This window comes from Dermacoccus sp. Ellin185 (assembly GCF_000152185.1).
Taxonomy (GTDB): domain Bacteria; phylum Actinomycetota; class Actinomycetes; order Actinomycetales; family Dermatophilaceae; genus Dermacoccus; species Dermacoccus nishinomiyaensis.
The window spans coordinates 42,452-68,921 of sequence record NZ_AEIQ01000025.1 but is presented as its reverse complement, the minus strand read 5'-3'; the positions used below and the strand labels follow the sequence as shown (position 1 = coordinate 68,921).

The 26,470-nt window shown below is 68.2% G+C and carries 26 protein-coding genes; 12 read left to right on the top strand and 14 right to left on the bottom strand.

Features of this window, described 5'->3' with window-relative positions; genetic code table 11:
• Positions 1-73: 73 nt before the first annotated feature.
• The 3 genes from HMPREF0321_RS01295 to HMPREF0321_RS01285 all read right to left on the bottom strand — a co-directional run bounded on the left by HMPREF0321_RS01295 (position 74) and on the right by HMPREF0321_RS01285 (position 3,920).
• Positions 74-2,185 (bottom strand): M4 family metallopeptidase, encoded by a 2,112-nt coding sequence (locus HMPREF0321_RS01295; RefSeq protein WP_006943535.1) that lies wholly within the window; start codon positions 2,183-2,185, stop codon positions 74-76.
• Between the two features lie 341 nt (positions 2,186-2,526).
• Positions 2,527-3,261, bottom strand: a complete 735-nt coding sequence (locus HMPREF0321_RS01290) for a phosphatase PAP2 family protein (RefSeq protein WP_006943509.1) — start codon at positions 3,259-3,261, stop codon at positions 2,527-2,529.
• Positions 3,258-3,920 (bottom strand): phosphatase PAP2 family protein, encoded by a 663-nt coding sequence (locus HMPREF0321_RS01285; protein ID WP_006943547.1) that lies wholly within the window; start codon positions 3,918-3,920, stop codon positions 3,258-3,260. Before HMPREF0321_RS01285 ends, HMPREF0321_RS01290 begins: the two co-directional genes overlap by 4 nt.
• A gap of 314 nt (positions 3,921-4,234) precedes the next feature.
• Between HMPREF0321_RS01285 and HMPREF0321_RS01280 the strand changes: the two genes are divergently transcribed.
• Together HMPREF0321_RS01280 and brnQ are read left to right on the top strand one after the other, a co-directional pair.
• Entirely contained in the window at positions 4,235-6,535 is a 2,301-nt protein-coding gene (locus tag HMPREF0321_RS01280; RefSeq protein ID WP_006943502.1) for a glycosyltransferase family 39 protein, read from the top strand.
• 215 nt (positions 6,536-6,750) lie between these two features.
• Positions 6,751-8,118: a branched-chain amino acid transport system II carrier protein gene (gene brnQ, locus HMPREF0321_RS01275; protein WP_006943503.1), complete on the top strand. Its 1,368-nt coding sequence runs from the start codon at positions 6,751-6,753 to the stop codon at positions 8,116-8,118.
• 156 nt (positions 8,119-8,274) lie between these two features.
• Here the strand turns inward: brnQ and HMPREF0321_RS15855 are convergent, their stop codons facing one another.
• On the bottom strand, positions 8,275-8,463 hold the full coding sequence (locus HMPREF0321_RS15855) for a hypothetical protein (protein WP_139023517.1): 189 nt from the start codon (positions 8,461-8,463) through the stop codon (positions 8,275-8,277).
• Between the two features lie 51 nt (positions 8,464-8,514).
• Between HMPREF0321_RS15855 and HMPREF0321_RS01270 the strand changes: the two genes are divergently transcribed.
• Entirely contained in the window at positions 8,515-9,159 is a 645-nt protein-coding gene (locus tag HMPREF0321_RS01270; RefSeq protein ID WP_040014258.1) for a TIGR03085 family metal-binding protein, read from the top strand.
• A gap of 39 nt (positions 9,160-9,198) precedes the next feature.
• Here HMPREF0321_RS01270 and HMPREF0321_RS01265 read toward each other — a convergent pair whose 3' ends face one another.
• Together HMPREF0321_RS01265 and pdxY are read right to left on the bottom strand one after the other, a co-directional pair.
• Positions 9,199-10,440, bottom strand: a complete 1,242-nt coding sequence (locus HMPREF0321_RS01265) for an ATP-binding protein (RefSeq protein ID WP_006943525.1) — start codon at positions 10,438-10,440, stop codon at positions 9,199-9,201.
• Positions 10,441-10,825: 385 nt separating this feature from the next.
• Positions 10,826-11,674, bottom strand: a complete 849-nt coding sequence (pdxY, locus tag HMPREF0321_RS01260; RefSeq protein ID WP_006943528.1) for a pyridoxal kinase PdxY — start codon at positions 11,672-11,674, stop codon at positions 10,826-10,828.
• Between the two features lie 294 nt (positions 11,675-11,968).
• Between pdxY and HMPREF0321_RS01255 the strand changes: the two genes are divergently transcribed.
• A complete protein-coding gene (locus HMPREF0321_RS01255; protein WP_197418819.1) occupies positions 11,969-12,658 on the top strand; it encodes an aspartate/glutamate racemase family protein in 690 nt (229 codons plus the stop codon).
• 187 nt (positions 12,659-12,845) lie between these two features.
• Here HMPREF0321_RS01255 and HMPREF0321_RS01250 read toward each other — a convergent pair whose 3' ends face one another.
• Complete coding sequence (locus HMPREF0321_RS01250; protein WP_006943555.1) at positions 12,846-13,109, bottom strand: metal-sensitive transcriptional regulator; 264 nt, start codon at positions 13,107-13,109, stop codon at positions 12,846-12,848.
• Between the two features lie 130 nt (positions 13,110-13,239).
• Here HMPREF0321_RS01250 and HMPREF0321_RS01245 point away from each other — a divergent pair, with 130 nt between their 5' ends.
• From HMPREF0321_RS01245 to HMPREF0321_RS01230, 4 genes are all read left to right on the top strand, one after another.
• Positions 13,240-14,607: an MBL fold metallo-hydrolase gene (locus HMPREF0321_RS01245; RefSeq protein ID WP_006943542.1), complete on the top strand. Its 1,368-nt coding sequence runs from the start codon at positions 13,240-13,242 to the stop codon at positions 14,605-14,607.
• A 5-nt stretch (positions 14,608-14,612) separates the two neighbouring features.
• Positions 14,613-15,401, top strand: a complete 789-nt coding sequence (locus HMPREF0321_RS01240) for a sulfite exporter TauE/SafE family protein (RefSeq protein WP_006943505.1) — start codon at positions 14,613-14,615, stop codon at positions 15,399-15,401.
• 74 nt (positions 15,402-15,475) lie between these two features.
• Positions 15,476-16,039 carry a rhodanese-like domain-containing protein gene (locus HMPREF0321_RS01235; protein WP_006943561.1) on the top strand — a complete coding sequence of 188 codons (564 nt, stop codon included), beginning with the start codon at positions 15,476-15,478 and terminating at the stop codon, positions 16,037-16,039.
• Between the two features lie 43 nt (positions 16,040-16,082).
• Positions 16,083-16,301, top strand: coding sequence for a hypothetical protein (locus HMPREF0321_RS01230; protein WP_006943529.1), 219 nt, complete (start codon positions 16,083-16,085; stop codon positions 16,299-16,301).
• 285 nt (positions 16,302-16,586) lie between these two features.
• Here the strand turns inward: HMPREF0321_RS01230 and HMPREF0321_RS15850 are convergent, their stop codons facing one another.
• Entirely contained in the window at positions 16,587-17,138 is a 552-nt protein-coding gene (locus tag HMPREF0321_RS15850) for a hypothetical protein (RefSeq protein ID WP_139023516.1), read from the bottom strand.
• 948 nt (positions 17,139-18,086) lie between these two features.
• Entirely contained in the window at positions 18,087-18,542 is a 456-nt protein-coding gene (locus HMPREF0321_RS01225) for a hypothetical protein (RefSeq protein WP_131940286.1), read from the bottom strand.
• Positions 18,543-18,721: 179 nt separating this feature from the next.
• On the opposite strand from HMPREF0321_RS01225, the gene HMPREF0321_RS01220 reads away from it, so the two are divergent.
• The 3 genes from HMPREF0321_RS01220 (at position 18,722) to lepB (HMPREF0321_RS01210) (ending at position 20,783) form a co-directional block, all read left to right on the top strand.
• Entirely contained in the window at positions 18,722-19,042 is a 321-nt protein-coding gene (locus HMPREF0321_RS01220; protein WP_006943527.1) for a rhodanese-like domain-containing protein, read from the top strand.
• A gap of 1 nt (position 19,043) precedes the next feature.
• A complete protein-coding gene (lepB, locus tag HMPREF0321_RS01215) occupies positions 19,044-19,985 on the top strand; it encodes a signal peptidase I (protein WP_006943518.1) in 942 nt (313 codons plus the stop codon).
• 120 nt (positions 19,986-20,105) lie between these two features.
• A complete protein-coding gene (lepB, locus tag HMPREF0321_RS01210) occupies positions 20,106-20,783 on the top strand; it encodes a signal peptidase I (protein WP_160126163.1) in 678 nt (225 codons plus the stop codon).
• 164 nt (positions 20,784-20,947) lie between these two features.
• On the opposite strand, the gene HMPREF0321_RS01205 is transcribed toward lepB (HMPREF0321_RS01210), so the two are convergent.
• The 4 genes from HMPREF0321_RS01205 to HMPREF0321_RS01190 form a co-directional block, all read right to left on the bottom strand.
• Positions 20,948-21,886 (bottom strand): M15 family metallopeptidase, encoded by a 939-nt coding sequence (locus HMPREF0321_RS01205; protein WP_082740444.1) that lies wholly within the window; start codon positions 21,884-21,886, stop codon positions 20,948-20,950.
• Positions 21,887-22,160: 274 nt separating this feature from the next.
• A complete protein-coding gene (locus HMPREF0321_RS01200) occupies positions 22,161-23,024 on the bottom strand; it encodes an Fpg/Nei family DNA glycosylase (protein WP_006943568.1) in 864 nt (287 codons plus the stop codon).
• Complete coding sequence (locus HMPREF0321_RS01195) at positions 23,017-24,216, bottom strand: App1 family protein (protein ID WP_006943514.1); 1,200 nt, start codon at positions 24,214-24,216, stop codon at positions 23,017-23,019. Before HMPREF0321_RS01195 ends, HMPREF0321_RS01200 begins: the two co-directional genes overlap by 8 nt.
• Before the next feature lie 93 nt (positions 24,217-24,309).
• A complete protein-coding gene (locus HMPREF0321_RS01190; protein ID WP_006943508.1) occupies positions 24,310-24,567 on the bottom strand; it encodes a hypothetical protein in 258 nt (85 codons plus the stop codon).
• Between the two features lie 252 nt (positions 24,568-24,819).
• On the opposite strand from HMPREF0321_RS01190, the gene ppk2 reads away from it, so the two are divergent.
• Positions 24,820-25,851, top strand: a complete 1,032-nt coding sequence (gene ppk2, locus HMPREF0321_RS01185; protein ID WP_006943530.1) for a polyphosphate kinase 2 — start codon at positions 24,820-24,822, stop codon at positions 25,849-25,851.
• Positions 25,852-26,002: 151 nt separating this feature from the next.
• Here the strand turns inward: ppk2 and HMPREF0321_RS01180 are convergent, their stop codons facing one another.
• Positions 26,003-26,437 carry a MarR family winged helix-turn-helix transcriptional regulator gene (locus HMPREF0321_RS01180; protein WP_040014252.1) on the bottom strand — a complete coding sequence of 145 codons (435 nt, stop codon included), beginning with the start codon at positions 26,435-26,437 and terminating at the stop codon, positions 26,003-26,005.
• Between the last annotated feature and the right edge of the window lie 33 nt (positions 26,438-26,470).

Below are 26,470 nucleotides of genomic sequence, written 5' to 3'. Positions count from 1 at the left end.
GCACCCACCGGCGTCGTCGTCAGTGCCCGGTCAACGGCCCCTGACGTGAGGTCGAGGTGACGTCAGCGCGCCGTCACTTCACGACCACGTCGTCGAAGACGAACGACGTCTGCGAGACCGAGTCCTCCGACGCGGTGAACTTGAGCGTCACCGTCTTGCCGGCGAAGGCCGACAGGTCGACCGTCTTCGCGACATAACCGCTCGCCGCGTCGAGGTTCGAGAAGGTCGACACCGTGCTCGTCGTCGTGCCGTTGATGACCTGGACCTTCGCGGTGTCGTACTTCGTGGAACGCGTCGTCTCGGCCGTGTCGACGTGCACGTAGTACGTCAGCTTGCCGCTCGCCGGCACCTTCACCGACTGCTGTTCGTACTCGGTGCTCGTCGAGCCGTTGCCGCCGAGCCACATCTTCCACGAACCGCCGTGCGCGGCCTGGCGCGCGTTGTTCGTGATGGGGCCGTCCGTGCCCGTCCAGCCCGTCTGACCCGCTTCGAAGTCACCGTTCGTCACCGCGTTGGTGCCGGGCGCCGGGGTGGGCGTCGGGGTCGGGGTCGGGTCCGTCGACGTCGAGCACGCAGCGGTGCCCTTGGGGACGTTGATCGCGTTGAACGCGCTCTCGACCGACTTGCAGACCTGGCTCGAACCGCCGTACAGCTCGACGGCCGACTTGATGGCGCCCTCACGAGCAGCCTTGTAGTTCGACGTCGACGTCAGCTTCGTCGACAGCGTGCGGTACCAGACCTTCTCGATGTCGGCGCGGCCGGCGCCCGTCACCGATGAGCTGTCGCAGGTGGAGCTGTTGTAGGAGACACCGTTGATCGTCTTCGCGCCCGAACCGTTCGAGGCGAGGAAGTACCAGTGGTTGAGCGGGCCCGACGAGTAGTGCGGGTCGGCGCTGCCGACGGACGAGGAGTAGCAGTCGTAGCTCGCACCGTCCTTGCTCGGCTTGTCCATGTAGCGCAGCGGCGTGCCGTCACCGTTGATGTCGATCTCCTCGCCGAGCAGGAAGTCCGGCTTGTCGGAGGCCAGGTTCGCGTACCACTCCACGCCCGTGCCGAAGATGTCGGATGTCGCCTCGTTGAGGCCACCGGCGTCGCCCGAGTAGTCGAGACCGGCCGTGTTCTCCGTGACGCCGTGACTCATCTCGTGGCCGGCGACGTCGAGCTCCGTCAGCGGGTTCGCATTACGGTCACCGTCGCCGTACGTCATCTGAGTGCCGTCCCAGAACGCGTTGACGTAGTTGTTGTCGTAGTGGACGCGGCTGCGCGCACCGTTGCCGTTGTTCCAGATGCCGTTGCGGCCCATGACGCTCTTGTAGTAGTCGAACGTCGTGTCCGCACCGTACTGCGCGTCGACGCCGGCGCTCTGACGGTTCGAGTTCGACCCGTCGCCCCAGACGTTGTCGGCGTCCGTCATCGTCGTGCCGTTGATCTTCTGGTTGTTCGAGTCGGTCGTGTAGTTGCCCGTGTTCGGGTTGCTCAGCTTGTACGAACCGCTCGAGCCGGAGGTGGTGAGCGTGACGTTCTTGTCGTAGATGCCGTTGCCCGTGGCGTGGGCGATCTCGTCGAACGAGGAGATGACGGCGCCGGTGTCGGCGTTGATGAACGAGCGGACGCGCGACGGCGTGCGGTCCTTCTGCATGCCGGTCGTCTTCACCATGTAGGCGAGCTGCTGCTTGCCGGCCTCGTCGACACGAATGACGAGAGTGCTGCCCGCGCCCTTGGCCGCATCGAGCCCCTCGCTCTTCTTGTGGGCCTTGGCGGCCGCGAGGCCCTTGGCCTCACCGGTGGCCTTGGGGATGGCGGGTGCGGTGTCGACGGTGATGGCGCCGTCGAACATGCCGTCGTGGCCGGTGACCTTGCCGGAGGCGTCACGGTGGATGACGAGGTCGCCACCGACGACGGGGATGCCCTTGAAGGCGCGGTCGACGCGCACGTGCGTCGAGCCGTCGGTGTCCTTGAGCACGTCCTTGATCTTGAAGGCGTTGTCGGCGCTGAGACCGACGGCCTTGACGAGCGCCGCCGACTGCGACTGCGCGGAGCCGACGAGGCTCGAATGCGCCGATGCCGACTGGAACGACGCCTGCCGCGTCGCCGGGGAGTCGGCGGAGGCGCTCTGAGCGACGGCGGGGACGAGCGAGAAGGAGCAGGCCGCAGCGAAGGCGACGGTGAGGGTGGTGCGCTTCATGAGAATCGGTGTCTCCTCTGAGCGACCGGGGCGTGGGGCTCCGGCGGTGGGGGGGTGGGGTGACTCGTCAGCCCAAGGACTGTGAGTCAAGTCATGTATAGCCCTCGCGAGGGGTCGAATGGAGAGTTGACGCACAATTTTTTCTCAGTTCACCGACAGGGAGAGGCTGCAATATGCGAGATCACAGGGGTTTGCTTGTGCGCCCCCCTGCCACACCTGGGCATTCGCAACCTCGATGTGACATTTGTTGACAGGCTCTGGACATGACAAGAACGCAGGCTTTCTGCCTGCGTTCTTGACCTGAGGAGAGCTTTTCCGGCTCGAACCCGCCGGGCGGTGGCTCAGCCGCGAACCCCGTCCGCTCGCTCGGCGGCCTGACGTTCCGTCGCGCGGATCGCCGCGTAGGAGATGCCCGCGCACAGCATGCCGAGCAGCGCGCCGATGATGACATCGCTGAGGTGGTGCATGCCGCGGTACAGGCGCGCGAAGCCGACGCAGAACGGGAAGACGAAGCAGACGACCTGGACGATGCGGCGCGCGAGCACGTTCGGGATGCGCTGTGCGAGCAGCATGATGCTCCAGAACAACGCGAACGACGCCGCGGTGTGCCCGCTCGGAAAGCTGGACGTCGGCGGCGCGTGCGGGTCGAGGCGCTCGACCTCGGGGCGCGGACGGTTGACGATCTTCGTCACCGGCACGAAGACACTCGCCTCGAGGCTGATCGCGAGGACCGGCAGGATGGCGAGCCACCACTTGCGCGTCAGCACGAGGATGACGAGCGCGACGACGACCGACCCGCCGATCGTGAACCACGTGTCGTTGATCGTCGACACGGTCTTGGAGATCGGGTTGAGCGAGGCGGTGCGCCACCCGGCGACATCCCGCGAGAGCGTGTCCTCGGCCGGGATCTCGTCGAACACGATCGTGATGATCTTGCCGATGGCGACGAGCACCCCGAACGCCACGAGAGCCGGCAGGACAGCGCGCTTCAGGATGGAGACGAGCACCTCCTTGGGCGTCGGGCGGGCTGACGCCTCGCGCCCACCGTCGTGATGGTCGGGGTGAGCGGTGGTCACGAATCCTCCTCGAGGTGGCCCTTCGGCCGATGGCTGAAACCGAGATACGACGCGGACGACAGGCCCAGCGCGAGCAGGACGCCCGCCGTCACGTCGCTCGGGAAGTGGACGCCGAGGAAGATGCGATCGAGCATCGTCAGGACGACGACGAGCACCCCCACCGCCACCGCTGCGGCGCGGATGAGCGGGGGCCAGCGCCGCACGAGCGGCCACGCCATGATGAGGCACGTCGTCACCATCATCGCGACGTTGAACGCGTGGCCGCTGGGAAAGCTGTAGCCCGGCGCATGGCTGACGGGGTCGGCGATGACGGGGCGCGCCCGCTCGACGATGAGCTTGACCTGCAGGCCGAGGTTCCAGCCGACGAGCATCGTCACGACGCCCCAGATCGTGCGGGCCCGGAAGCCGCGCAGCCACGTCCAGACGGCGACGGGAATCGCGTAGAGGTAGACCATCGTCGGGTGGAACGCGGACTGCCACCCGATCAATGCGTCCTCGAACCCGGGGTGTGCGCGCGTGACGTCGGTGGCCGCGACGACGACTCGCTCGTCGAGGTCGACGATCGGAGCGAAGTGGCGCGTGACGAGCAGCGCGAGCACCGCGACGGGCAAGCACAGGACGGCCGCTGCGACGACACCGCGCAGCAGCCGCGGCCCCACCGCCCGCGCGAGGCTTCTGAACCTCACCGAACCCCGCGATCTCGGCCCTCGCGGCGCTGCGGCAGACATGCCTCATACCGTACTTCGTTCGGTCGCAACACGATCAGCGCCCTTGGGCCGATCTCAAGGGTGGCGGGGTGGGACGTCGCCCGTTGGATCAAGCGGGGCGGGGCCGCGCAGGTCGAGCGGGGCGTGATGGCGAACCGCTCACAGACGGCGCACAGGGGCGCCACGCGGGCAGCAAAGCGCCGGCCGCGAGAGTCGTCGTCATCACCGGGCGCATCGGCGCCGAGACTGCGACGGAGGGATCCGCGATGACCACCACCACACCGACGCGCCTGCTGCGATCGCGCCGCGACGGCCGTCGGGCCCGCGAGCTGGCGGGGGGTGCCACCCCGCACTCCGCGGCGGCACCCCCACGGCGTCAGGACCGGCTGCGGCGCCTCGTGCGCGGCGCCGATGACGACCCGAACTGGGCGCGACCGGCGCTGTTCGCGCTGCTGACGCTGGCCGCCGTCGTGTACGGCTGGAACCTGACGAACTCCGGCTACGCGAACGAGTTCTACGCTGCCGCAGCGAAATCGGCGTCGAAGGACTGGAAGGCGTGGCTGTTCGGTTCGCTCGACTCGAGCAACGCGATCACCGTCGACAAGCCCCCGGCCTCCTTGTGGGTCATGGGGCTGTCCGCGCGGATCTTCGGCTTCTCGTCGTTCTCGCTGCTGCTGCCGCAGGCGCTCATGGGCGTCGGCACCGTCGGCCTGACGTACGGCGCGGTGCGCCGCTGGTCGGGGCACGCGGCGGGCCTGCTCGCCGGGTTGATCGTGACGATGACGCCCGTCGCGGCGCTCATGTTCCGCTTCGACAACCCCGACGCGATGCTCGTCCTGCTCATGACGGCCGCCGCCTACTGCGTCGTGCGCGCCATCGAGGTGAGCGGACGTGACGAGCCGACGACGACGCGGCGCGGGCGGGTTCGCTCCGCCTCGGCTACCGCGCTGCGGTGGATGGTCGGCGCCGGACTGCTCATCGGCTTCGCGTTCCTGACGAAGATGCTGCAGGGCCTGCTCGTCCTGCCCGGCCTCGGTCTCGCCTACCTCGTGGCGGCACGCTTCTCGCTGGGCACGCGCATCAAGCACCTCGCGGCGGCGCTCGTCAGCGTCATCGTCGGCGCCGGCTGGTTCGTGGCGCTCGTCGCGGCCTGGCCGGCCGGCTCTCGCCCCTACATCGGCGGCTCGACGAACAACTCCGAATGGGAACTAGCGCTCGGCTACAACGGCCTCGGCCGCATCCTCGGCGGCGACGGCAACGCCGGGGGCGGTGGTGGCGCCGGCGGTGGTGGATTCGGTGGCACCGCTGGGCTGTTCCGCATGTTCAACAGCCAGTTCGCCGGCGAGATCTCGTGGTTGCTGCCCGCGTCCCTCGTGCTGCTCGTGGCAGGCCTCGTCGCTCGTCGTCGTGCACCGCGCACCGATCTCGTGCGCGCGTCACTCGTGCTGTGGGGCGGCTGGCTCGTCGTGACGATGCTGTGCCTGTCGTTCATGAAGGGCACCGTGCACTCCTATTACGCCGTGGCGCTCGCGCCGGCCGTCGCCGCGTGCATCGCCGTCGGTGGTCGTGAGGTCTTCGCGCGACGCTCGTCGCTGCTGTGGCGCGTCGTGCTCGGCGCGGCGATCTGCGTCAGCGGTGTCTGGAGCTTCCGGGTGCTGACGACGTCTGCGTCCGGCTGGATGCCGTGGCTCAAGTGGGTCTGCGCGATCGCTGCGGTGCTCGGGGCGATGACGTTCGTCGCCGCGCCGGCATGGGGTGCGCGTGCGCGCCGCGTCGCCGTCACCGGCCTCGTCGTGGGGGTGCTCGGTGGCATCGGTGGAACGTCGGCGTACACGTTCGCGACGATGGCGAGCGGCCACAACGGCTCGATGCCGACTGCCGGCCCTGCCGTTGCCGGAGCACGCGGCGGCATGGGGTCGATGGGCTCGGCTCCCGGCGGCGCCCAGGGTGCGCCTGGTGGTTCGACGGGTTCTGCTGGCCCGGCTGGTTCTGGGACGACCGGCTCGTCGGGTGCGGCGGGTCAGGCTCCGTCGGGCACCAAGCCGTCGGGTACGGCTCCTTCGGGTGCAGCTCCGTCGAGTGGCGGCTCGGGCTCAGCTTCCGGCGCGGCGTCGAGTGGCGGTTCGGCGGCGTCGTCCGGCTCGTCGAGCGAGGCCGGGGCCTCGGGTTCGACGACGGGTACGCAGCGTTCCGCGGGTTCCGCCGGCGCGCAGGGCGGTTCGACGTCCAACGCGGCGTTGGTGAAGTTGCTCGACGCGACGAACTCGAAGTGGTCCGCGGCCGTCATCGGCGATCAGAGTGCAGCCGGGTACATCCTGAGCAGCGACACGGCCGTCATGTCGATCGGCGGCTGGAGCGGCAGTGACGACAACGTCACGCTCGCGCAGTTCCAGCAGTACGTGAAGAACGGCGACATCACGTACTTCATCGCCGGCGGTGGCATGGGCGGCGGCCCGGGGGGCAACTCCGGCTCGGGCGCGCAGATCACCGCCTGGGTCAAGGCGCACTACAAGGCCACGACGGTCGGTGGCGTCACCGTCTACGACCTGACGAAGGCGACGAGCTGACGCAGGCCCGGCGGCTGCGCGATGCCGAAGCCGCCGGGTGACCGTCTCTCGAATGTGAGCGTCGTCCTGGTCGAACACGAGCGACATGAAGCTCGTTTTCGGCCAGGGCGCTCACATTCGTGGTGCCGAGATGGGCAAGGCCAGCTCCTGGCCTTGGCCCGGGACGCGGTGGCGCCCTGCCCGCTCGGCCCGCCGTCCTTGTCATACTGACCGGCGTGAGTTCTGCTGCCGCACCGACCGTTTCCTCGTCCACGCCGTCGCGGTTGCGTCCGGCACAGACACTCCTCGTCGGGACGATGCTGTTCGGGTTGTTCTTCGGCGCCGGCAACCTCATCTTTCCCGTGCAGATGGGCCGCGAAGCCGGGTCGCACACCACGCTCGCGACGATCGGGTTCCTCATCACCGCAACGGGCCTGCCCGTCCTCGGCGTCATCGCCTCCGCCCTGTCGGGCACGCGCAACGTCCGCGAACTCGCGGCGCGCGTCGACCCACGCTTCGCCGTCGTCTTCACGTGCCTGCTGTACCTGACGATCGGGCCGGCATTCGCGATCCCGCGCACCGCGTCCGTCTCGTACGAGATCGGCCTCGCCGAATCGGTGCCCGTCGGCGCACAGACATGGGCGCTGCTCGCATCCACCGCGATCTTCTTCGCCCTCACCGCGGCCGCAGCGCTGCGTCCCGGCAAGCTGATCGACTGGGTCGGGCGCTACCTCACCCCCGGATTCCTCGTGCTGCTCGGCGCGATCATCGTCGCCGCCTTCGTGAAACCGATGACGCACGACGTCACCGCCGCCCCCAAGGGCCCGTACGCGGACGGCCCCGTCACCCGCGGCTTCCTCGACGGCTACAACACGATGGACGCCCTCGCCTCCCTCGCGTTCAGCATCGTCATCATCGACGCGGTCCGCCGCCTCGGCATCACGAGCCCGCGACGCATCGCCGTCGAGACCGCGAAGAGCGGCATCGTCAGCGTCCTCGGAATGGCGGCCATCTACGCCTCGCTCGCATGGATGGGTGCGACGTCGATCGGCGTCATCACCGCCGACAACGGCGGCACCGCGCTGGCCGGCATCTCCCGACACTTCTTCGGCTCGTTCGGGCAGGTGCTCATCGCCGCGATCGTGCTCGTCGCGTGCCTCAAGACCTCGATCGGCCTCGTCACGGCCTGCGCGGAGATGTTTGCCGAGATGTTCCCCGGCCTCGGGTACCGCGCGTGGGCACTGACGTTCACGGGCGTCTCGTTCGCAGTGTCGAACATCGGCCTCAGCGCCATCATCTCCTGGTCGACGCCGCTGCTCATGTTCCTCTACCCGCTCGCGATCGCGCTCATCCTGCTCGGCCTCGCGTCGCCGTGGCTGAAGGGCCGACGCAGCATCCTCGTCGGTGTCGTCGCGTGCGTCGGCGTCGCCGCGCTCTTCGACCTGCTCGCCGCACTGCCGTCAGCACCGGCGGGCCGCGACGCTCTCGTCGACGGCGCGCGCACCGTCCTGCCATGGTTCGAGAACGGCTTCGGCTGGGTCGTCCCCGGCCTGCTCGGACTCGTCGGTGGCGCGATCGTCAGCCGGGTGCGGCACGAGGGCTGACGCTGACGCCATACGACGCATGACATGCGACGTCAACCGCCGCGCCGCCGGCTCGGGGCGCACCGCCGTCAGCGTCGACGTTTCACGTGAAACGCCGTCAGCCGACCGTGATGATCCGAAGGCCGACCGCCAGCACGATCGCGTTGTAGAAGAAGCTCAGCGCCGAGTGCACGAGGACGTGCGCGTCGAAGTGACGTTGACGGCCGACGTCGCGAAGACGTACAGCAGGATCAGCTCGCCGAGCAGCATGGTGGCGTGGACGGCTATTCCCGCCCAGATCTTCGCCGTCGTCACCCGCCCAGAGTGGGTGGCGCGCGCCACCGCGCGTACACGAACGTCACTCACCCCTTCCGATGGGTGCTGCCGGGGGATGCTCATCCGTGGAAGGGTGGACGCATGACTCTTGCTCCCGCCCTGCGCCACCACGTCGCCGACCTGCTCGCCGCCGTCAGCCCCGACGCGCCGACCCTGTGCGAGGGATGGACCGCGCGCGACCTCGCCGCCCACCTCGTCATCCGTGATCGCCGCCCGGACGCGATGCCCGGTATCTTCATCCCCGCCTTCGCCGGTCACACCGAGAAGGTGCAGGACGCGCGCTCGAAGAAGCCCTACGCAACCCTCGTCGACGAGGTGCGCAGCGGGCCGGGCAAATTGAGTCCGATGCAGGTGCCGGCCATCAACGAGCGCGTCAACCTCGTCGAGTACGCGACGCACGCCGAAGATGTCCGGCGCGCACAGCCCACCGACGTGCAGGCGACGCTGCCGCCGCTGCCCGAGGGCACCGAGGACGCCGTGTGGTCATCGCTGACCACGACGGGCAAGCTGCTCGTGCGCTCCTCGCCCGTCGGCGTGACGCTGCGCGCCCCGCAGCGCGGCGACGTCGAACTGAAGAAACCGACCGACGCGGGCGCCGTGGTGCTCGCCGGCTCGCCCGTCGACCTCATGATGCACCTCAGCGGTCGCTGCGAGCGCTCGGGCGTCAGCGTCGAAGGCCCTGATGCGGCCGTCGCGGCGTTCTCGAAGACCAAGCTCGGGATGTGACGTGCGGCGCGGGCGACGTCGCAGCCGCCCGCGCGCCGCTCAGTCCGCCGTCACGGTACGCAGGTAGCGGCCGAAGTGCGGCACGGTGAAGGCGATCCGTCCGCGTTCGCCGGAGTACACGAGCCCCTTCTTCATGAGTGAATCCCTCGCGGGAGAAAGTGATTGGGGCTTACGTCCGAGCACCTCGGCGACGAGAGACGTCGGCACCGATTCGATGTCGTCGAGCCCCGGCGTCTCCCCCGACTCGTCGGCGGCTGCGGCGTCGGCGACACGCTGCGCGGCGTCCGCCATCGCTCGCAGGTACTCGCGCTCACCGGGCGTCGCGCGCTCGTAGCGTGAGCCGAAGAACCCGACACCGAGCTCGGCCTCGGCCTCGGGGACGGCAACCGCCACGTCCTCCGCGGTGATCGGCGAGCCGGGCGCGAGATCCCACACCGTCGCGCCGTACGCCTGGATGAAGTAGGGGTAACCGCCCGTCGCGGCGTACATCGCCTCGAGAGCGTCGTCGGTGAACTCGGCGTCCTCGTCCTGCGCGGGGCCCTGCAGCGCCTTGAACGCGGCATCCCTAGGCAGACGATCGATGCGCGCGTATCGGAACAGCCGCTCCGAATACGACTTCTGCGCCGACAGCACCGCCGGAAGATGCGGCAGGCCGGCACCGACGACGATGACTGGCAGCGAACTCTGCGACATCTCGTGGCACGCCGCGCACAGCGCCGACACGTCCTCGGGGTCGAGATCCTGCATCTCGTCGATGAAGATGGCGACGCCCTTGCCGACGTCCGCCGCGAGGCCGCCGACGTCCGTCAGCAGCTCGACGAGGTCGATCTCGATGTCACCCGAATCCGCACGGCCTGGAACGGCGGGGGCGTCGATGCCCGGGTTCCAGCGATCACGCAGCTTGGCCTTGGGGTCGACGTCGCGCTGCGCGAAGCTCTTGATGACGCCGAGGACGTGGTCGACGTCGTCGTCCTGCGGGTGGCCAAGTTCGCGCACGGCCGTGTGCAGCGCTGACGCCAGAGGTCGGCGCAGGCGCTGATCGGGGCGTGCTTCGAACTTGCCGGTGCCCCAGTGCGCGCGCACTGCGCCCGACCGGAGGGTGTTGAGCAGCACCGTCTTGCCGACGCCGCGCAGGCCGATGAGGACGATCGAACGTTCGGGTCGACCCTTCGCGATGCGGGCGACGACGACGTCGAACGTGCTGATCTGTTCGTCGCGCCCGGCGAGCTCGGGCGGACGCTGGCCGGCACCGGGCGCGTACGGATTGCGGATCGGATCCATGCGCCCACGGTATTGGGCTTTCTACCGTTCACGGCAGATGGACACGCCGCGGCACCATCCCCCAACGTTTCACCAGGTTCTGCCAAGCGACATGCGATTCATGTCACCAGGTTGAGACTGCAGAGACGGACCATCGTTCGAAAGTGTCGAAGGCGTCCGGAACACAGAGGTATCGGTGCCCCACCCCTTGACGAACCTGGGGGAGAATCATGCAAGACATTGGCGGGACCAGCAACGAAAAAACTCATCAAGTCCGGCCTGAGCCTGGCCGAGGAGATCATCAAGCTCATTGCCTTCCTCGGCGGCTGAGCGTCCACCTCACGCACGAGTGCCCGCCTCCTTCGTGAAGACGGGCACTCCGTGTCGTTCGGGCGGCCAGGGGGCCTCAGCGCAGCTGCGTCACCGCGAACTGCATCGGCGGCGAGGCGATGGCCTCCTGGGCGTCGACGAGCAGGATCTCGCGCGAACCGGCGTCGTGAGTGCGCTCCATCACCGCGAAGATCGACGACGCCGTCGCGGCGAGCGCCTCGGCGGGGCTCGACGTCATGAGGCGCGCCACGAAGATCGCGGCTGTCGCGTCACCCGAACCGGCGACGTACATGGGTAGCAGCGGGGTCGTGACGATCCACGCCCCCTCGTCACTGACGACGGCCATCTGCACCGAGTCGGCGGGTGTCTCGTCCGTCTGCACCGAGGTGACGAGCACGACCTTCGGGCCGCGAGCGCGCAGGGCGTCGGCGGCGTCGAGCAGGTCGGTCACCGTCGAGACGGTGCGCCCGACGAGGAACTCCAACTCGAACTGGTTGGGCGTCAGCACGTCCGCGGCGGGCACGACGACGTCCCGCATGAATTCCGGGATGCCCTCGCGCACGTAAAAACCGCGGCCGACGTCGCCCATGACGGGGTCGGCGCAGTACAGCGCGTCGGGGTTGGCGGCCTTGACGCGCGCGACGGCGTCGACGATGACCTCCCCCATCGTCGGGGCGCCCTGGTAGCCGGACAGGACGGCGTCACAGCGCGGCAGCACGCCACGCTCCTCGATGCCGGTGATGACGTCGCGCACCGTCTCCGGATCGAAGACCGGCCCGCGCCACTCGCCGTACCCCGTGTGGTTGGAGAAGTGCACGGTGAACACGGGCCACACCTCGTGCCCGAGGCGCTGCAGCGGAAACACGGCCGACGAGTTACCGGCGTGGCCATAGGCCACCGACGACTGGATGGAGAGGATGTTCACCCCGACAGAGTAGCGACGCCGCCGTCAGCACCGAGTCGCCGCACCGTGCTTGCCGCGGGACGAATGCGGACGAAAATCGCAGATGTGGGACTCCTTCTCACCTCATCGTGACGCAGGGAGGTGCACCGCGAAGCTGGGTGCGCTTGGACGACCTGCAGAGCATGCACATTGTGACCATCCGCCCTGGTGTCTGAGCTTTCAAGGACGATGAGATGGTTCACGATTACCATGCAGCCGCAGGACGTCTGCTCGCCTCGGTGGTGCAGAATCCTTCGTTTCAGCCACCGCCCCTCCGTGGGTGCTGAGATCGCCAAGTCCGATGTGCGCCACGCGATGAAGAATGCACACATGTCGCGCATCGGCTTCTTGCACACGTCGCCAGTCCACGTTCTAACTTTCGACAACCTTCTGAGCGAGGTCGCCCCCGAAGCGCACCCCGTGCACGTGGTCGACGAGTCCCTTCTCACTGATGCCCGCGTGAATGGTCCACAGTCGGTCGCTGACCGCGTCGAGGCTCACCTGCGCAGCCTGAAAGATCGGGGCGTAGAGCTGATCTGTTGCACGTGCTCAACCCTTGGGAGCGTTGCTGAGCAGAGCGAACCGGGAGTGCCGGTCTTCAGAGTGGACCGGCCCATGGCTGCCCGCGCCTTCCAGGCCGGGCGCAGAATCGCCGTCATCGCAGCCCTTGACTCCACTCTCGCGCCCACGCTGGCGCTGCTTGAAGAAGAAGCCAGCGCGGCAGATCACGAAGTTGAGACCACGTCGATCGTGGCGAAGGGCGCCTGGGACATGTTCGAAGCCGGGGACCAGGTGGGATACGTCGAATGCATCGCACGAACCGCCCGGGCCGCGGCGACGACCGCAGATGTCGTCATCTTGGCTCAAGCCAGCATGGCCCCGGCGGAAGCGTTGCTCACCGACCTGCCCACCCCTGTCTTCAGCTCACCACGTCCCGCAGTGGAGTACCTCGCTGCCCGGCAGTAGCTCGTAGCGGGGAGCGCCAGCGTCGGATTTGTGAGCCGGATGGTCGTGCTCACAGATTCGTTGAGCTACACCTCAACATCTCGTTCTGGCACCTGACCGCTGCTCTAGCAGAAACGGTGGGTTGAGCCACCTGCTCGCCTCGGTGGTGCAGAACCCTTCGTTTGAGCTACGCCTAGCGGTAGGCGCTTCAGGACAGGGTCAGGAACAGCTTCTCCAACGTCTTCGCGTCCTCGCCCTCGACACTGCCCTTCGTCGCCAGGCATTGCTGCAGGCCCGAGGAGAGGATCGCGAAACCGGCGCGATCGAGAGCGCGACTTGTCGCCGCGAGCTGGGTGACGACGCTCTGGCAATCGCCGCCCTCTTCGATGAGGCGGATGACACCCCCCAGCTGACCCTGGGCGCGCTTGAGCCGGTTGACCACCGGAGCCATGTCGTCGGCAGAGAGTTCCACACCGATGCCTTTCCACTCGAACTGCGATGAAGCCCCCACTCTACTTGATACCCCCGGGGGTATGCGAGTACGGTGGCGACAGATACCCCCGGGGGTATATTTTCAGCCCAGTACGCACGAGGAGAACGCCATGGCCACGATCATCCCCATCGACACGAAGACGCTCGGCGATCGTTCCTACCTGGCCCACGACGGTGAGGTCGCTCTCGTCGTCGACCCGCAGCGTGACATCGACCGCGTCATCGATCTCGCCGAGCGTGAAGGGGTGCGGATCACTCATGTGTTCGAGACGCACATTCACAACGACTACGTCACCGGCGGCCGCGCGCTGGCCGACGCGACGGGCGCCGCGTACCACGTCAACGTGGCCGACCCGGTGCGTTTCGAACGCGTCGGAGTGGACGACGGTGACGTCATCACGGTCTCGCCCGCGCTTGCGGTCACCGTCATGGCGACCCCCGGACACACGTTCACGCACCTGTCGTACGCGCTCGATTCGCACGACGAGCGGGTGGGCATCTTCTCCGGCGGCTCCCTGCTGTTCGGCTCGACGGGCCGCCCCGACCTGCTCGGCCCCGAGCACACCGACCCTCTGGTGCACCACCAGTACGCCTCGGCGCACCGCATCGCCGATGAGGTGCCCGACGACGCCGCGGTTCTGCCCACCCACGGATTCGGCAGCTTCTGCTCGGCGACCCAGTCGGACGCCGACTCCTCGACCATCGGGGCGGAGAAGCGCACCAACCCCGCTTTGATGGAGGACGAGCAGACCTGGGTCGAACAGATTCTCGCCGGGCTCGAGGCATGGCCCGCCTACTACGCCCACATGGGCCCGGCCAACCTCGACGCGCCCGCCACGGCCCCCGACCTCAGCGAGCCCGCCGCGGCTGACGCCGATGCTATCCGCGCCGCACTCGAGGCCGGCGAATGGGTCGTCGACCTGCGCAACCGGCAGGCGTACGCGAAGGGCCACGTCAAGCAGGCCCTCAACTTCGGCATCGACGGCCAGTTCGCCACCTACCTCGGGTGGCTCATCCCGTGGGGCACGCCACTGACCCTCTTGGGCGACAGCCGCGAGCAGGTCGCTGAGGCGCAGCGTGAGCTCGTGCGCATCGGCATCGAACGCCCCCAGGCCGCCGCCACCGGCACACCGCAGGACTGGACGAGTGGTGAACTCGGTTCGTTCGAGCGCGCCACGTTCGCCGACCTCGCGCAGGTGCGTCACCACCGTGACGTCGTCGTCCTCGACGTGCGACGCGACAGCGAGTACACGAGCGGCCACATCGACGGTGCGATCAACGTGCCGCTGCACGAGATCATCACCCGCGTCGGCGAGGTGCCCGCCGGCGAGGTGTGGGTGCACTGCGCCGGTGGGTACCGGGCCTCGATCGCGGCGTCCGTGCTCGACGCCGCCGGGCGTCACGTCGTCGCCGTCGACGACGCGTTCGACAACGCCCGCGAGACGTCGCTGGCCATCGTCGACGGCAGCGAGGCCTGAGCGTCATGCTCATCGCCGTCGTCGCCGGAATCGTCGTCGGTCTGCTCGTCGCCGGGCTCGGCGGCGGGGGCGCCATCCTCACGGTGCCCGTCCTCGTCTACGCGCTCGACAAGAGCCCGCACGAGGCGACGACGAGTTCGCTCGTCATCGTCGGCATCAGCTCCCTCGTCGGCCTGTGGAGCCACCACCGCGCCGGCACCGTGCAGTGGGGCCAGGGCGCGCTCTTCGGACTCGTCGGCATCGGCGGCGCCTACCTCGGCACCCGGGCCTCGCGCGGCGTCGACGGCAATCTACTGCTCACTCTGTTCGCGGCGCTGCTCGTCGTCGTCGCCACGGTGATGATCATGCGGGCACGACGCGAACGCGACAACACCGCCTGCGTGCCGAGACCGTTGCGCGAGGAGAACGGAGGGCACACCTTCGCCCTGGTCAAGGTGGCCCTGGCTGGTACCGGCGTCGGCCTGCTCACCGGCTTCTTCGGCGTCGGCGGCGGGTTCGCCATCGTTCCCGCCCTCACCTTGGCCCTCGGGTACTGCATGCCGTATGCGGTGGGCACGTCCCTGCTCGTCGTCGTCATCAACAGCGCCACCTCGTTGTTGTTCCACTCTGCTGACGGCGCGGATCTAGAATGGAATGTCGTGGTGCCGTTCGCCGCCACCGCCGTCATCGGAGCCGCGCTCGGCGGCCGGCTCGCCCAGCGCATCCCGAAGAGGATGCTGCAGCTCGGGTTTGCCGTCTTCTTGATGTGCGTCGCCGCGTACACCGCGTGGCGCGCCCTGCCCCAACTCCTGTGACCCTCGCGTCCGATCCCCAATCCCCCGGCGACCGCTGGTCGCAGCCGCCGATCCACCACTCAAGGAGATTTCTCATGGCCCTGGCAAACCGCCTCACCCCCGCCGAGCTCGCTGACGCCGTCACGGCCGGCGAGACACTGCTGCTCGACGTGCGCACCCCCGCCGAGTACGGCACTGCGCGCATCCCCGGTTCGATCAACGTGCCGGTCGATCTGATCGAGAAGAACGCCACCGCGATCGGCGCCGGCATCAACCGCGACGCCGTCCTCATCTGTCGCATGGGCCCACGCGCCGAACGCGCCGAACAGGCCCTGGCCAAGGTCGGGGTGCCGCACACGAGCGTCCTCGTCGGCGGTTTCGAGGCCTGGCGCGACGCCGGTCATGACGTCGAGTTCGGCCAGGCCCGCTGGGATCTGGAGCGTCAGGTGCGCCTAGTCGCCGGTTCGCTCGTGGCCACGGGCGTACTCGCCAGCACCGTCGTACCGAAGGCGAAGTGGCTGTCCGGTGCTGTGGGCGGCGGCCTGATGTTCGCCGCGCTGTCGAACACCTGCGCCATGGGCACCATGCTCTCGAAACTGCCTTACAACCGCAGCACGGGCACTCCGAGCGTCTCCGGTGTTCGCAAACAACTCTCATGAGACGCGCCACGCACCGCGTCGCACCTACGCCGAAAGGGCATCCATGAAGGAAACCCTGTTCCACGCCATCGTCATCATCGGCGGCGGTGATGGTGGTATCTCCGTCGCCTCGCGACTACGCCGGGCCGGCGAGGCGGACGTCACCATCACCGAGCCGAGTGGCACTCACGCCCATCAACTGCTGTGGGCCCCCGTCAGGGGCGGCGCGGCACCGTTGATGGAATCACGCCGCCCTGAAGCTGATGTGATGCCCCAGGCGTGACCTGGATCAAGTCGCCCGCGGCCGACGTCGCCCCCCCCCCCCCGAAGCGAGTAGTGATCCTGGAAAGCGGCGCTCAGGTGGGGTATGACACCCAAGCCGTCGTCCCCGGCCTACAACGCCACCTCGACAGCGTCGAGGTTGATGATCAGGCCCTCGAGTAGGTAGCAGCCGCACTCGAGATCCCCGCCGAAATGGGCGGGGCGTCATGAAACGACGTCAGGGTCTGTCGCATTGAAGAAGAAATTCCGAAGGAGGAATGGGTGCGACGTGAACTTCGAGCAACCATCACAGTGTGCGGAAAGGACCGACCTGTTCGATATCCTGGCCGTTAATGGTGACCATACCACGGCCATTCACGCTCACCGGGTTGGAAAGGGATGCGGTGCAGTTACTTACCCAGCTCAGCGAGGGCACGGTGATGGTTCCATTCACCGGTGCGGGAATCGCGACCTGAAGCTTGGCGAAGTAGCGATAGTACGTGACGCCGTTGTAGGAGTAGGTTTGCGAGTCTTGCTGCACCGCGGACCAGTTTCCTGTCGTTGTGGTGAAACTCAAACCTGAAAGGTTGACGTCAACTGAGGCGTAGACGGCCGTGACAGATGATGTCGGCGAGACGTTCACGATCTGGTAATAGCTCGTGCCGTCATTCTTGCTGTCTACGGTGAGGCGGCGACTGCCTGATGAGCAGCCTGAGCTGGAACGCGTGATGTAGAACGAGCGATTGATGCTGGGGCTGACTTGGGATGCGGCAACGGCGGGCGCGGCCGCGCCAACAGTGATGGCTGGGATGCTCCAGGCGATACCTGCGGCCACTTTGCGGCGAGAGGGCTGGTTCATGGTGGCTCCTGTGGCTCGTCGAGGGGGTGCTGGTTCTGATGCTAGCTCGCCACGCCATAGCCGGGCAATCTATGTGTGCCTGTGAAGACGGTACGTCAACCGTTGGAGGCGCCGACGGAACGGGACCGGCTGAGAAGCGATTCGAGGTGGCCGCGCATGTATCCGCTCCATGGCGCAGTATGGACAGATGCCGCATCGATAGATCAGGGCCTCAACGCGCCTCGTCGTGAGGAGGTTTGCTACCCGGCTGGGCTTGCTGGCACCGTTCGACGGCCCATTCCTGATCGCCCCGGGGGGTGGTTGGACCGGAAAACGGCGTCGACAACCGGAAAGCACGCCACAGAAAGACACCGAAGGCGCCCACATTGCGCCGCGACGTGCCTGCAGCGACGGCACAGTTTCATCCCGCTCCCTCACACGCGGGGCAGGCCGCAGGAACCGTCAGCCACTCGGCTAGGCGTTCAGACCACATCGACTGGGACGCCCAACCTGAGCCACGGCATTCTTCACAGGCACCCACACCCCCACTTTAGGGCCACGAAGACACTTCAATGGTGTGCCCAACTCCAGGTGCCCTGCTCCGCCCCTGAGCCGCTGGGAGCGACGAGGTCGCCAGCGCCGCTCCTTCCGCCCACGCGATGGCCATGCCTGCTCGCTTCGATGACGTGTGCCAGAGCGCCCCCAGCGACTGTAGTCCCCCTACGATCGCCCATGTCATGCTTGATCCATGAATTCATACCCGCAAGTAACGTCATCCGCTGCGGCGCCGACCAGACGGGCGGTCGCCAAGGCTGTCGCCTGGAGCGTCCCAGCCGTCGCCGTCACCGCGCCCGCGCCCGCTGTTGCAGCGAGCCGCCCGTGCGCACCCGTGATGATGGCGTGGTCCGCGATGGGCAGCTCAAGCGTCTCCAGTGGACAAAAGGCAACTGTCGGCGGCACAACGGTGACCTACACGAACACCGGCGCGACCGGAGCGCCGAGAAACTCGACGCTCACGACCGGCAACGTCGGAGGAATCCCGGCAGGACAGGGGCTGGCACTGACCTGCCCCAATGCCACGTCCACCACTGCGCAGACCATCGCCTTCTCATTCAGCTCCCCCGTCACGAACGTGTCCTTGACCATCGCCGACATCGATTGGGACAACTCGGCCTTCCAGGACCGGATCGTCATCAACACCCCCGGGTTCTCCGGGGTCCGGGGGTCGCAGATCACCGGCAGCGGCACGGCGGCTTCCCCATACCAGGCAGTCAGTTCTGTTTCAGGCGGTGTGCCTAACACGTCATCCGCCGGCAACGTCACGGTGACGTGGGCCGGGCCGCTGACGCAGCTTTCGATGACGTACGACCAAGGTGGCATTGTTTCTGGAGGCCCCTTCGTTGCGGTCTCGGGGCTCACGTTCACCCCGACAGTTTGTTGATCTGGTCGGTAGCGCCCTGGAACAAATGCGACCACCGCGTCTTGACCGGCCGCAAGCAGCACACTGCTGGACGCTTTTTGGTGCCTGTGGGCGGCGTGGAAGGCCTGCGTCGGGGCGCGTCACGCCTATGAAGCCCACCCCAAGACGTGAGAGGCTTGCACGCATGAACACCGTGACTCCGAAGGACATTGCTGACGACGCCGTCGTGCTCGACGTTCGTGAGCAGGACGAGTACGACGCCGGTCACGCGCCGCGCGCCATCCACATCCCCCTCGCGGAGCTCCCGGCCCGCGTCGGCGAGCTTCCCGAGGTCGATGGCGACCTCCCCGTCGTCTGCCGCAGCGGCGGCCGCTCGAGTCGCGCCGTGCAATGGCTCGAGGGGCAGGGTCTCGACGTGGCGAACGTCGAGGGCGGCATGAAGCAGTGGCACGCCGACGGCAAGCCGATCCAGGCTGTCGGCGGCGGCGACGCCAACGTCATCTGACGTGAGCGACTCCCCCCTCTCGCGCCGCGCGCGGCGCAACGCCGACCCGCACCCTGCGGCCGAAGACGCTGCCGCCACCGGGTCCGACACGACCTCCTCGACGAGCGACACCCGCGATGGCGCCACGTTCGTCAGCTCCCGCAAAGCCACGTCGGCGCGTTCCTCGCGTGAGGACGCCACGTCCGCCGTCTCCGGCGACGCCACCTCGTTGCGCCCTTCGCGCGACGACGGCGCTACTGCTGCAACGGCATCCGGTGACGACAAGCGTGAGCGCGAGCCACGCTCGGCGGCTCGCACGTGGCTCGACCGCCTCATCCTCGTCGTCGCCGTCTGGGCGATCTGGGCGTTCATCACGACGTTCGTCGTGCAGCCGTTCCGCATCCCGTCCGGTTCGATGGAGAACACGCTGCGGGTCGGCGACCGCATCGTCGTCGCCAAGTGGGCGCCGCGATTCACGGACGTCAAGCGCGGCGACGTCATCGTGTTCAAGGATCCGGGCGACTGGACCGACCCCGTTCCGAGCGGCAACGTCATCACCGGAGGGATCCGCAAGATCGCCGAGGTGACGCACCTGTCCGCGAGCGGCAGCCACCTCGTCAAGCGCGTCGTCGGCGTCGGCGGCGACAAGGTCTCGTGCGAGGGGCCCGGGCAGAAGCTCACCGTCAACGGTGTCGCGATCACCGAGCCGTACCTGAAATCGGGTGTGCAGCCGTGCCAGGACAAGTTCTCCATCACCGTGCCCAAGGACAAGGTGTGGGTCATGGGTGACAACCGCTCGAACTCGGCCGATAGCCGCTACCACGACGACGGCACCGGACGCCTCGGCAGCGTGCCCGTCAGCGACATCACCGGCCGGGGTCTCGCCGTCGTCTGGCCGATCGGCAACATCGCCGGCGGCCACAACGACGAGGACGCCTTCTCGAAGGTGCCCGCCGCCAAGTGATCGGTTCACGCTGAACGATCATTCGCGACGGGGCGCCGCGGCCAGTGATGGCCCGGCGCCTCACCTCGTCTGGCCGTCGGTGCCACGGCTCTCTCAGGCTGGGATGGTGGGATGTCGGGCATGAATCCGAAGCTCGCGGTGTGGCGCGATCGTCTCCTCACGATCGTCATCATCTGGGTGGCATGGGCGCTCATCTCGACGTTTGTCGCCCAGCCGTTCAAGATCCCCAGCGGGTCGATGGAGAACACGCTCGGGGTCGGCGACCGCATCGTCGTCGAGAAGTGGAGCCAGGACGTGAGGCGCGGTGACGTCGTCGTCTTCGCCGACGACCTGCACTGGGAACCCGCGCAGGCCGCACCCACGGGCTGGCGCAAGGCGGTGCGCGATGTCGCGACGGCCACGCACATCGCTGCGGAGGGCAACCACCTCGTCAAGCGCGTCGTCGGCCTGCCCGGCGACGTCGTCAGCTGCTCCGAGCCGAACGCGAAGCTGACGGTCAACGGCGTCGCCGTCGACGAGCCGTACCTGCAGGCCGGGCTCGACGGCTGCGCGCCGAGCCCCGGGCAGGCGAGCAAGTGGAGTATCACCGTGCCGGCCGGGCACATCTGGGTCATGGGCGATCACCGCGACGACTCCGCCGACAGTCGCTCGCACGACGACGGCACCGGACGCCTCGGAAGCGTGCCGCTGAGCGCCGTCACCGGGCGCGCCATCGCCGTCGTCTGGCCCCTCAACCACCTCGCAGGCGGCCACGGCGACGCAGACGCGTTCGCGAAGGTGCCCGCGCCGAAGAAGTGACCTCGGCACGCATTGCTGCCACGATGCGATGGGCTCGCTGGCGGCTCCGAGGGACAACACCACGAGCCATCAATCATGCGGTGCATCGAAGGCAAGCATCGGGGTGCTCTCCGGGGCGGAGAACTCGACATCCGGCGCGGCTTCAGGCAGGCGGCGCCAAGCCGTCAGTATCCCGGCGCGGCGGGCAGGCCGAAGAGTTTTTCGAGCGTCGCGATGTCGCGTCGCGCATGCATGAACGCTGCGACCTCGGGGCCGACGTAACGCAGGTGCCACGGTTCGGGTTCGTAGCCCGTCACAGCGTGCTGGCCCTCGGGGTAGCGCACGACGAAACCGAACTCGTGCGCATGAGCGCCCACCCAGCGACCCACGGGCGTGTCCTTGAATGCGGGCTCGAGCTCGTGCTGACGGTCGACGCCCCGCACGTCGAGGGCCAGGCCAAGCTGGTGCTCGGAGTGGCCGGGGCGCGCGGAGTACGTGTCGGCGGCCTGCTTGCCGTCGCGCGCGGCGTAGGCGTCGTAGACGCGGGCCTGGTCGTCGAAGTCGCGGTGTGCGCTGACGGCTTCGAGCGCGACGTGCTCGCGCTCGGCGCGCGCGAACATCGCGTCGAGAGGCTTGCTCAGCCGTTCGTCGATCATGACGCCGTGCGCCGCGAGGAGCTTCTTCGGCTCGTCCGAACGGGCCAGCGCGAGGCGCTTGTTGACGACGCGCAGCAACGACGAGCGCAGCGCGTCGGGCCGCGTGTCGACGCTCACCGACGTGTCGGGCGCGCTCGGGGTGCTGATGTCGATGCGGCTCACGGCGGAGTGCTTGACGGGCAACGCCACGACGACGACGCCACCTGCGGCGCGTTCGATGGCGACCGCGTCGTCCTGGTGCGCCCACAACTCGCCGTCATGGAGCCGCGCGACGACGGCGGCGACGTTCGGCGTCACGGCGAGGGCTTGCAGGTGCAGGGCGCGCAGCGCGTCCGCGTCAGTGCCGGTGACGAGCGAGGGCGATGTCGTCGATGCCGCCAGCGCCCCGGCCGAACCCGCGATTCCGGCGGCTGCCGCCAGCGCGGCCACGGGTGCGGCGAGGGCCGCGCGGCGCGTCACGTCAGCCATGGCCCTCACCCTTCTTCAAGCCCCGTCGACAACGCCCACGCTCTGGCTGCACACCTGAGTGGGGGACGAACGAAAACGGGAAGACGATCTCGTCGAGGTCACGATATCGTCACGACGGCATCCGCGTCACACCGGGCGCCGCCCCGGACCCGGCCTCCTGGCACGATGGCGAGTAACTCGCAGGGGGGCGCGCAGTTGGCTGCATACCTTTGAATTACCCGCCATGTTGTGGCCTGCGAACTGACATCACCCGCCAGGCATCTCGCGAGCAGGCTCACTTGAGCAGCTTGCTCATCCGTCGATCGGCGAGCGGCTTGCCGCCCGTCTGACACGTCGCGCAGTACTGCAACGAACGGTCGGCGAACGACACCTCGCGGATGACGTCGCCGCACACCGGGCACGCCTCGCCCGTGCGCCCGTGCACGCGCATCCCGGCGCGTTTGGCGTCCTTGAGATCCTTCGCGGGCTTGCCGGCCGCAGCGTCGACGGCATTCGTCAGGGTCGTGATCAGCGCGTCGTACAGCGTGTCGATCTGCCCGGGCTCGAGCGATGACGTCAACGCGAACGGCGAGAGCTTCGCGACGTGGAGCACCTCGTCCGAGTAAGCGTTGCCGACGCCCGCGATCTCGTTCTGATCACGCAGCAACCCCTTGATCTGCATGCGCCTGCTCGCCACGAGCTGCCCGAACGCCTCGCGGGTGAACTCGGGCGACAGCGGGTCGATGCCGAGCTTCGCGATGCCCGGCACGTCGACGACGTCACGCACGATGTGCACGGCGAGGCGCTTCTGCGTGCCGGCCTCGGTGAGGTCGAAACCGGAGCCGTCGTCGAAGCGCACGCGCAGCGCGATCGGCGACTTGCCGGGCCGCAACACCGTCGTCGGCAGCGCGTCGGACCAGCGCAGCCAGCCGGCACGCGAGAGGTGGAACACGAGCGACAGCCCGCCGCTCGTCTCGAGGGCGATCCACTTGCCGTGGCGGCTGACGGCGTCGACGACGAGCCCCGCGAGCGCCTGCGGTGACGGGTCGAACGTCTTGAGCACGGCGATGGAGGCGAGTTCGACCCCGACGATCGCGCGCCCGACGATGCGCTCGTCGAGAAACCCGACGAGCCCGCTCACCTCTGGCAGCTCAGGCATGAACATGTCTCCTCGCCCGTCGCGCCTGCGGGGCCGCAATGGCGGCGACCGAACCACGCCCCGGATCGACGACCGCGCTCACACGTTCGTGGAGCACGAAACCGTTGGGCCCCTCGAGCCACGGCACGCCCGGCACCCGACCGGCCACGTCGTCCATCTGCAAGGGATGGCCGTGGCTGAGCAGCTGCTGCGCGGGCGTGAGCTGACGGATGGCGATACCCGCGACGTGCTCGGGATAACTGAGCGCGAACTTCTCGTACAACGCCGGGTCGTGCTGGCCATCGTCACCGACGAGGAGCCAGCGGACGTCCGGGAACTCGGACGCGAGACGCCGCAGCCAGCGACGCTTGTGCTCCGGGCCGGAGCGGAACCACGCCGTCTCCGTCGGCCCCCAGTCCGTCAGCAGCAGCGTGCCGCGCGGAAAACCGCTGCGGCGCAGGAAACGCGTGAGAACGGGTTGGGTGTTCCAGGCACCCGTCGACAGGTAGAACATCGGCGCACCCGGGTGCCCCGAGAGCATCGAGCGATAGAACGCCGCCATGCCCGGCACCTCGCGACGCACCGTCTCGCGCACGACGAACGTGTTCCACGCCGCGATGAGCGGGCGCGGCAGCGCCGTGATGAGGGCCGTGTCGTCGATGTCGCTGATGATGCCGAAGCGCGCCTCACCGCTGATGATCTGCATCGCGGCGTGCGTGACGATGCCGTCGCACTCGATCGTCGCCTCGTGCCAGCCGTCGCGCAGGCCGTGGCCGACGACCTCGATGTCGAAGTACCCGCCCCGGTCGGTGTGGCCGACGGCGCGCGCGGCGCCGAGGCTCACCGTCACCTCTTCACCGGTCTGCGGGACGGAGAAGAAGGCCCGGAATCCGCGGCGTACGAGCGAGTCGTCGTGCGCGGCGGGCACGGCGGGCTGGCCGCTCTTGCCCATGACGACGCGGCCCAGCACGACGGCGCGCCCGCCCTCGGGGATGCGGCGCTGACGGCCGCTCGGCTGCCCCGATGCACGCCACGTCTGGGTCTTCGGGCGTGGGGCGCTGACGTAGGGGTTACGCCCCTCGAGTTCGGGGTCGACCGAGCCGAACCCGACGTACGGGAACACGCGCTTGCGCCAGTGACGCCGCTCGAGCAGCGTCGACGTCGAGCTGTTCAGCCGATCCTCGAGGCGGGAGGCGATGTGCGCGCGAGACATGCCACCACCCTATGACCCCGCACCGACAACCGCTGGGCAGCGGCGAGGATACGGGGCCGGGGCGGCGGTGAGCGGTCGATGCTCAGGCGTGGGTCAGGCCTGCGTCTTCGGCAGCGCGGCTTCGACGGTGGGGGTACCCGCGTCCTCGTCGTCCTTCAGCGCCGTGATCTCGCGGACGAGGCGCTCGAACTCGGGCGTGTCGACGGTGACGCCGGCCGCGTCGAGGCCCTCCTGCAGCTTGTCGGCGATCTTCGCGTCGCTCGCGCTGTAGTCCCACGACGTCGCGGTGTCGACGGCGGCCTGCGCGGCCTGGCGTGCGGCCTGCAGCTCTTCGTCGGTGTACGAGTTCATGCTCTGCTCCTTCGCGGTGGGTCGCGTCCGAGCACCTCGGACGCCTGCAGGCCAGTGCACCACGAGCCCGACGTCCGCCGCACCGCCCTTACGGGTGGCCGCCTCCCGCATGATCCGCGGGCAGCATCCGCCCGAATGGCACACGTGTGCTCGCCAGCCTGACGAAGCCGCCGCGTGAACGCGAGGGGACGTTTGACCCATCCTGGCGCCAAACCCTAGCCCTGGGGATGTCATGTCGACCAAAATGGGGGCATGGGAAAGAAGAAGTTCAAGACGCAGGACGAGACCTGGCAGCACAACTACCCGTACGACGTGAAGATGACACGTACGGAGTACGAGTACCTCAAGCGCCAGATGCAGATCGAACTGCTCAAGATGCAGGCGTGGGTCAAGGAGAGTGGCGAGAAGGTCGTCCTCATCTTCGAGGGTCGTGACGCCGCCGGCAAGGGTGGTTCGATCAAGCGCTTCAACGAACACCTCAATCCGCGTGGTGCGCGCACCGTCGCCCTCGACAAGCCGACCGAGCGCGAGATGGGCCAGTGGTACTTCCAGCGCTACGTCTCGCACCTGCCCACCGCCGGTGAGATCGTCTTCTTCGACCGCTCCTGGTACAACCGCGCCGGCGTCGAGCGCGTCATGGGTTACTGCACCGACGAGCAGTACGACGAGTTCATGCGCACCGCGCCGCAGTTCGAGCAGATGCTGACGGGCTCCGGCATTCACCTGCGCAAGCTGTGGTTCTCCGTCGGCAAGGCCGAGCAGCTGACGCGCTTCGAGAAGCGCCGCACCGACCCGGTGCGTCAGTGGAAGCTGTCGCCCACCGACCTCGCCTCCCTCGACAAGTGGGACGACTACACGAAGGCGAAGGAGGCCATGTTCGAGCACACCGACACCGAGTGGGCCCCGTGGACGGTCATCAAGAGCAACGACAAGAAGCGCGCCCGCGTCGAGGTCATGCGCTACGTGCTCGACTCGCTCGACTACCCGGGCAAGAACACCGACTTCATCCACGCGCCCGACCCGCTCATCGTCGGCCCCGCCAAGCACATCCTCGACGAGGGTGAGGGCGGCTTCCAGGAGGGCTACCCCGACCGTCACGACGGCGGCAAGACGCCGACGCACACGGCCCCGAAGTCGAAGTCGGCTGCCAAGGCGCGCGCCAAGGCCCAAGCCGAGGTCAAGGCGCTCGAGATGCAGCGGGCCGCCGAGTCCATCGCGCGCGGTGACGGCGACAAGTCGGCTGAGCAGAAGTCGGCCGAGGCCAAGGCGGCCGAGGGGCGCTGACGCCGCTCACGCTCGCGCAGGCGAGCACGATGGCGGGTAACTCACAGGTAGGAGGGCAACTTCGCGCCTACTCGTGAGTCACCCGCCATCATGACGTTCGGGGTGGGTGGCCCGGGGTTTCGTGACGTCCGGGTCAGGGGGCGACGAGACGTCAGGGTTGAGTGTCGGCGCGCTGCTTCGCGAGGCGTCCCTCGAGGATCTCGAGAGCGGCGTCGAGCGTCGCAAGTTCGTCCTCGCTCATGCCGTCGAGCAGCGGGACGACGACCTCGGCGCGCGCCTCGCGGGCCTTCGTCAGCGTCTCCCGGCCTGCGGGCGTCATCGTGACGAGCGTCGCGCGCCCGTCGCGCGCGTCCTGTGAACGATTGACGAGGCCGAGGCCCTCGAGGCGTTTGACCTGCGTCGTCATCGTCGGTTGAGACGAGTTGTCGGCCGTCGCGAGATCGCCGATGCGTGACGGGCCGAGGTCGTTGATGAGGGAGAGCAGCCGCAGCTGAGCCGCGGGGGCGGGCAGCTGCGCGTGGCGTGACGCCCATCGGTTGAGCCGGGCCACGACGAGCAGCAGACGGTCGCCTCGTGAAGTCGTCATGCTCGCCATCGTAGGACCCGCGGGCGTCTCGAG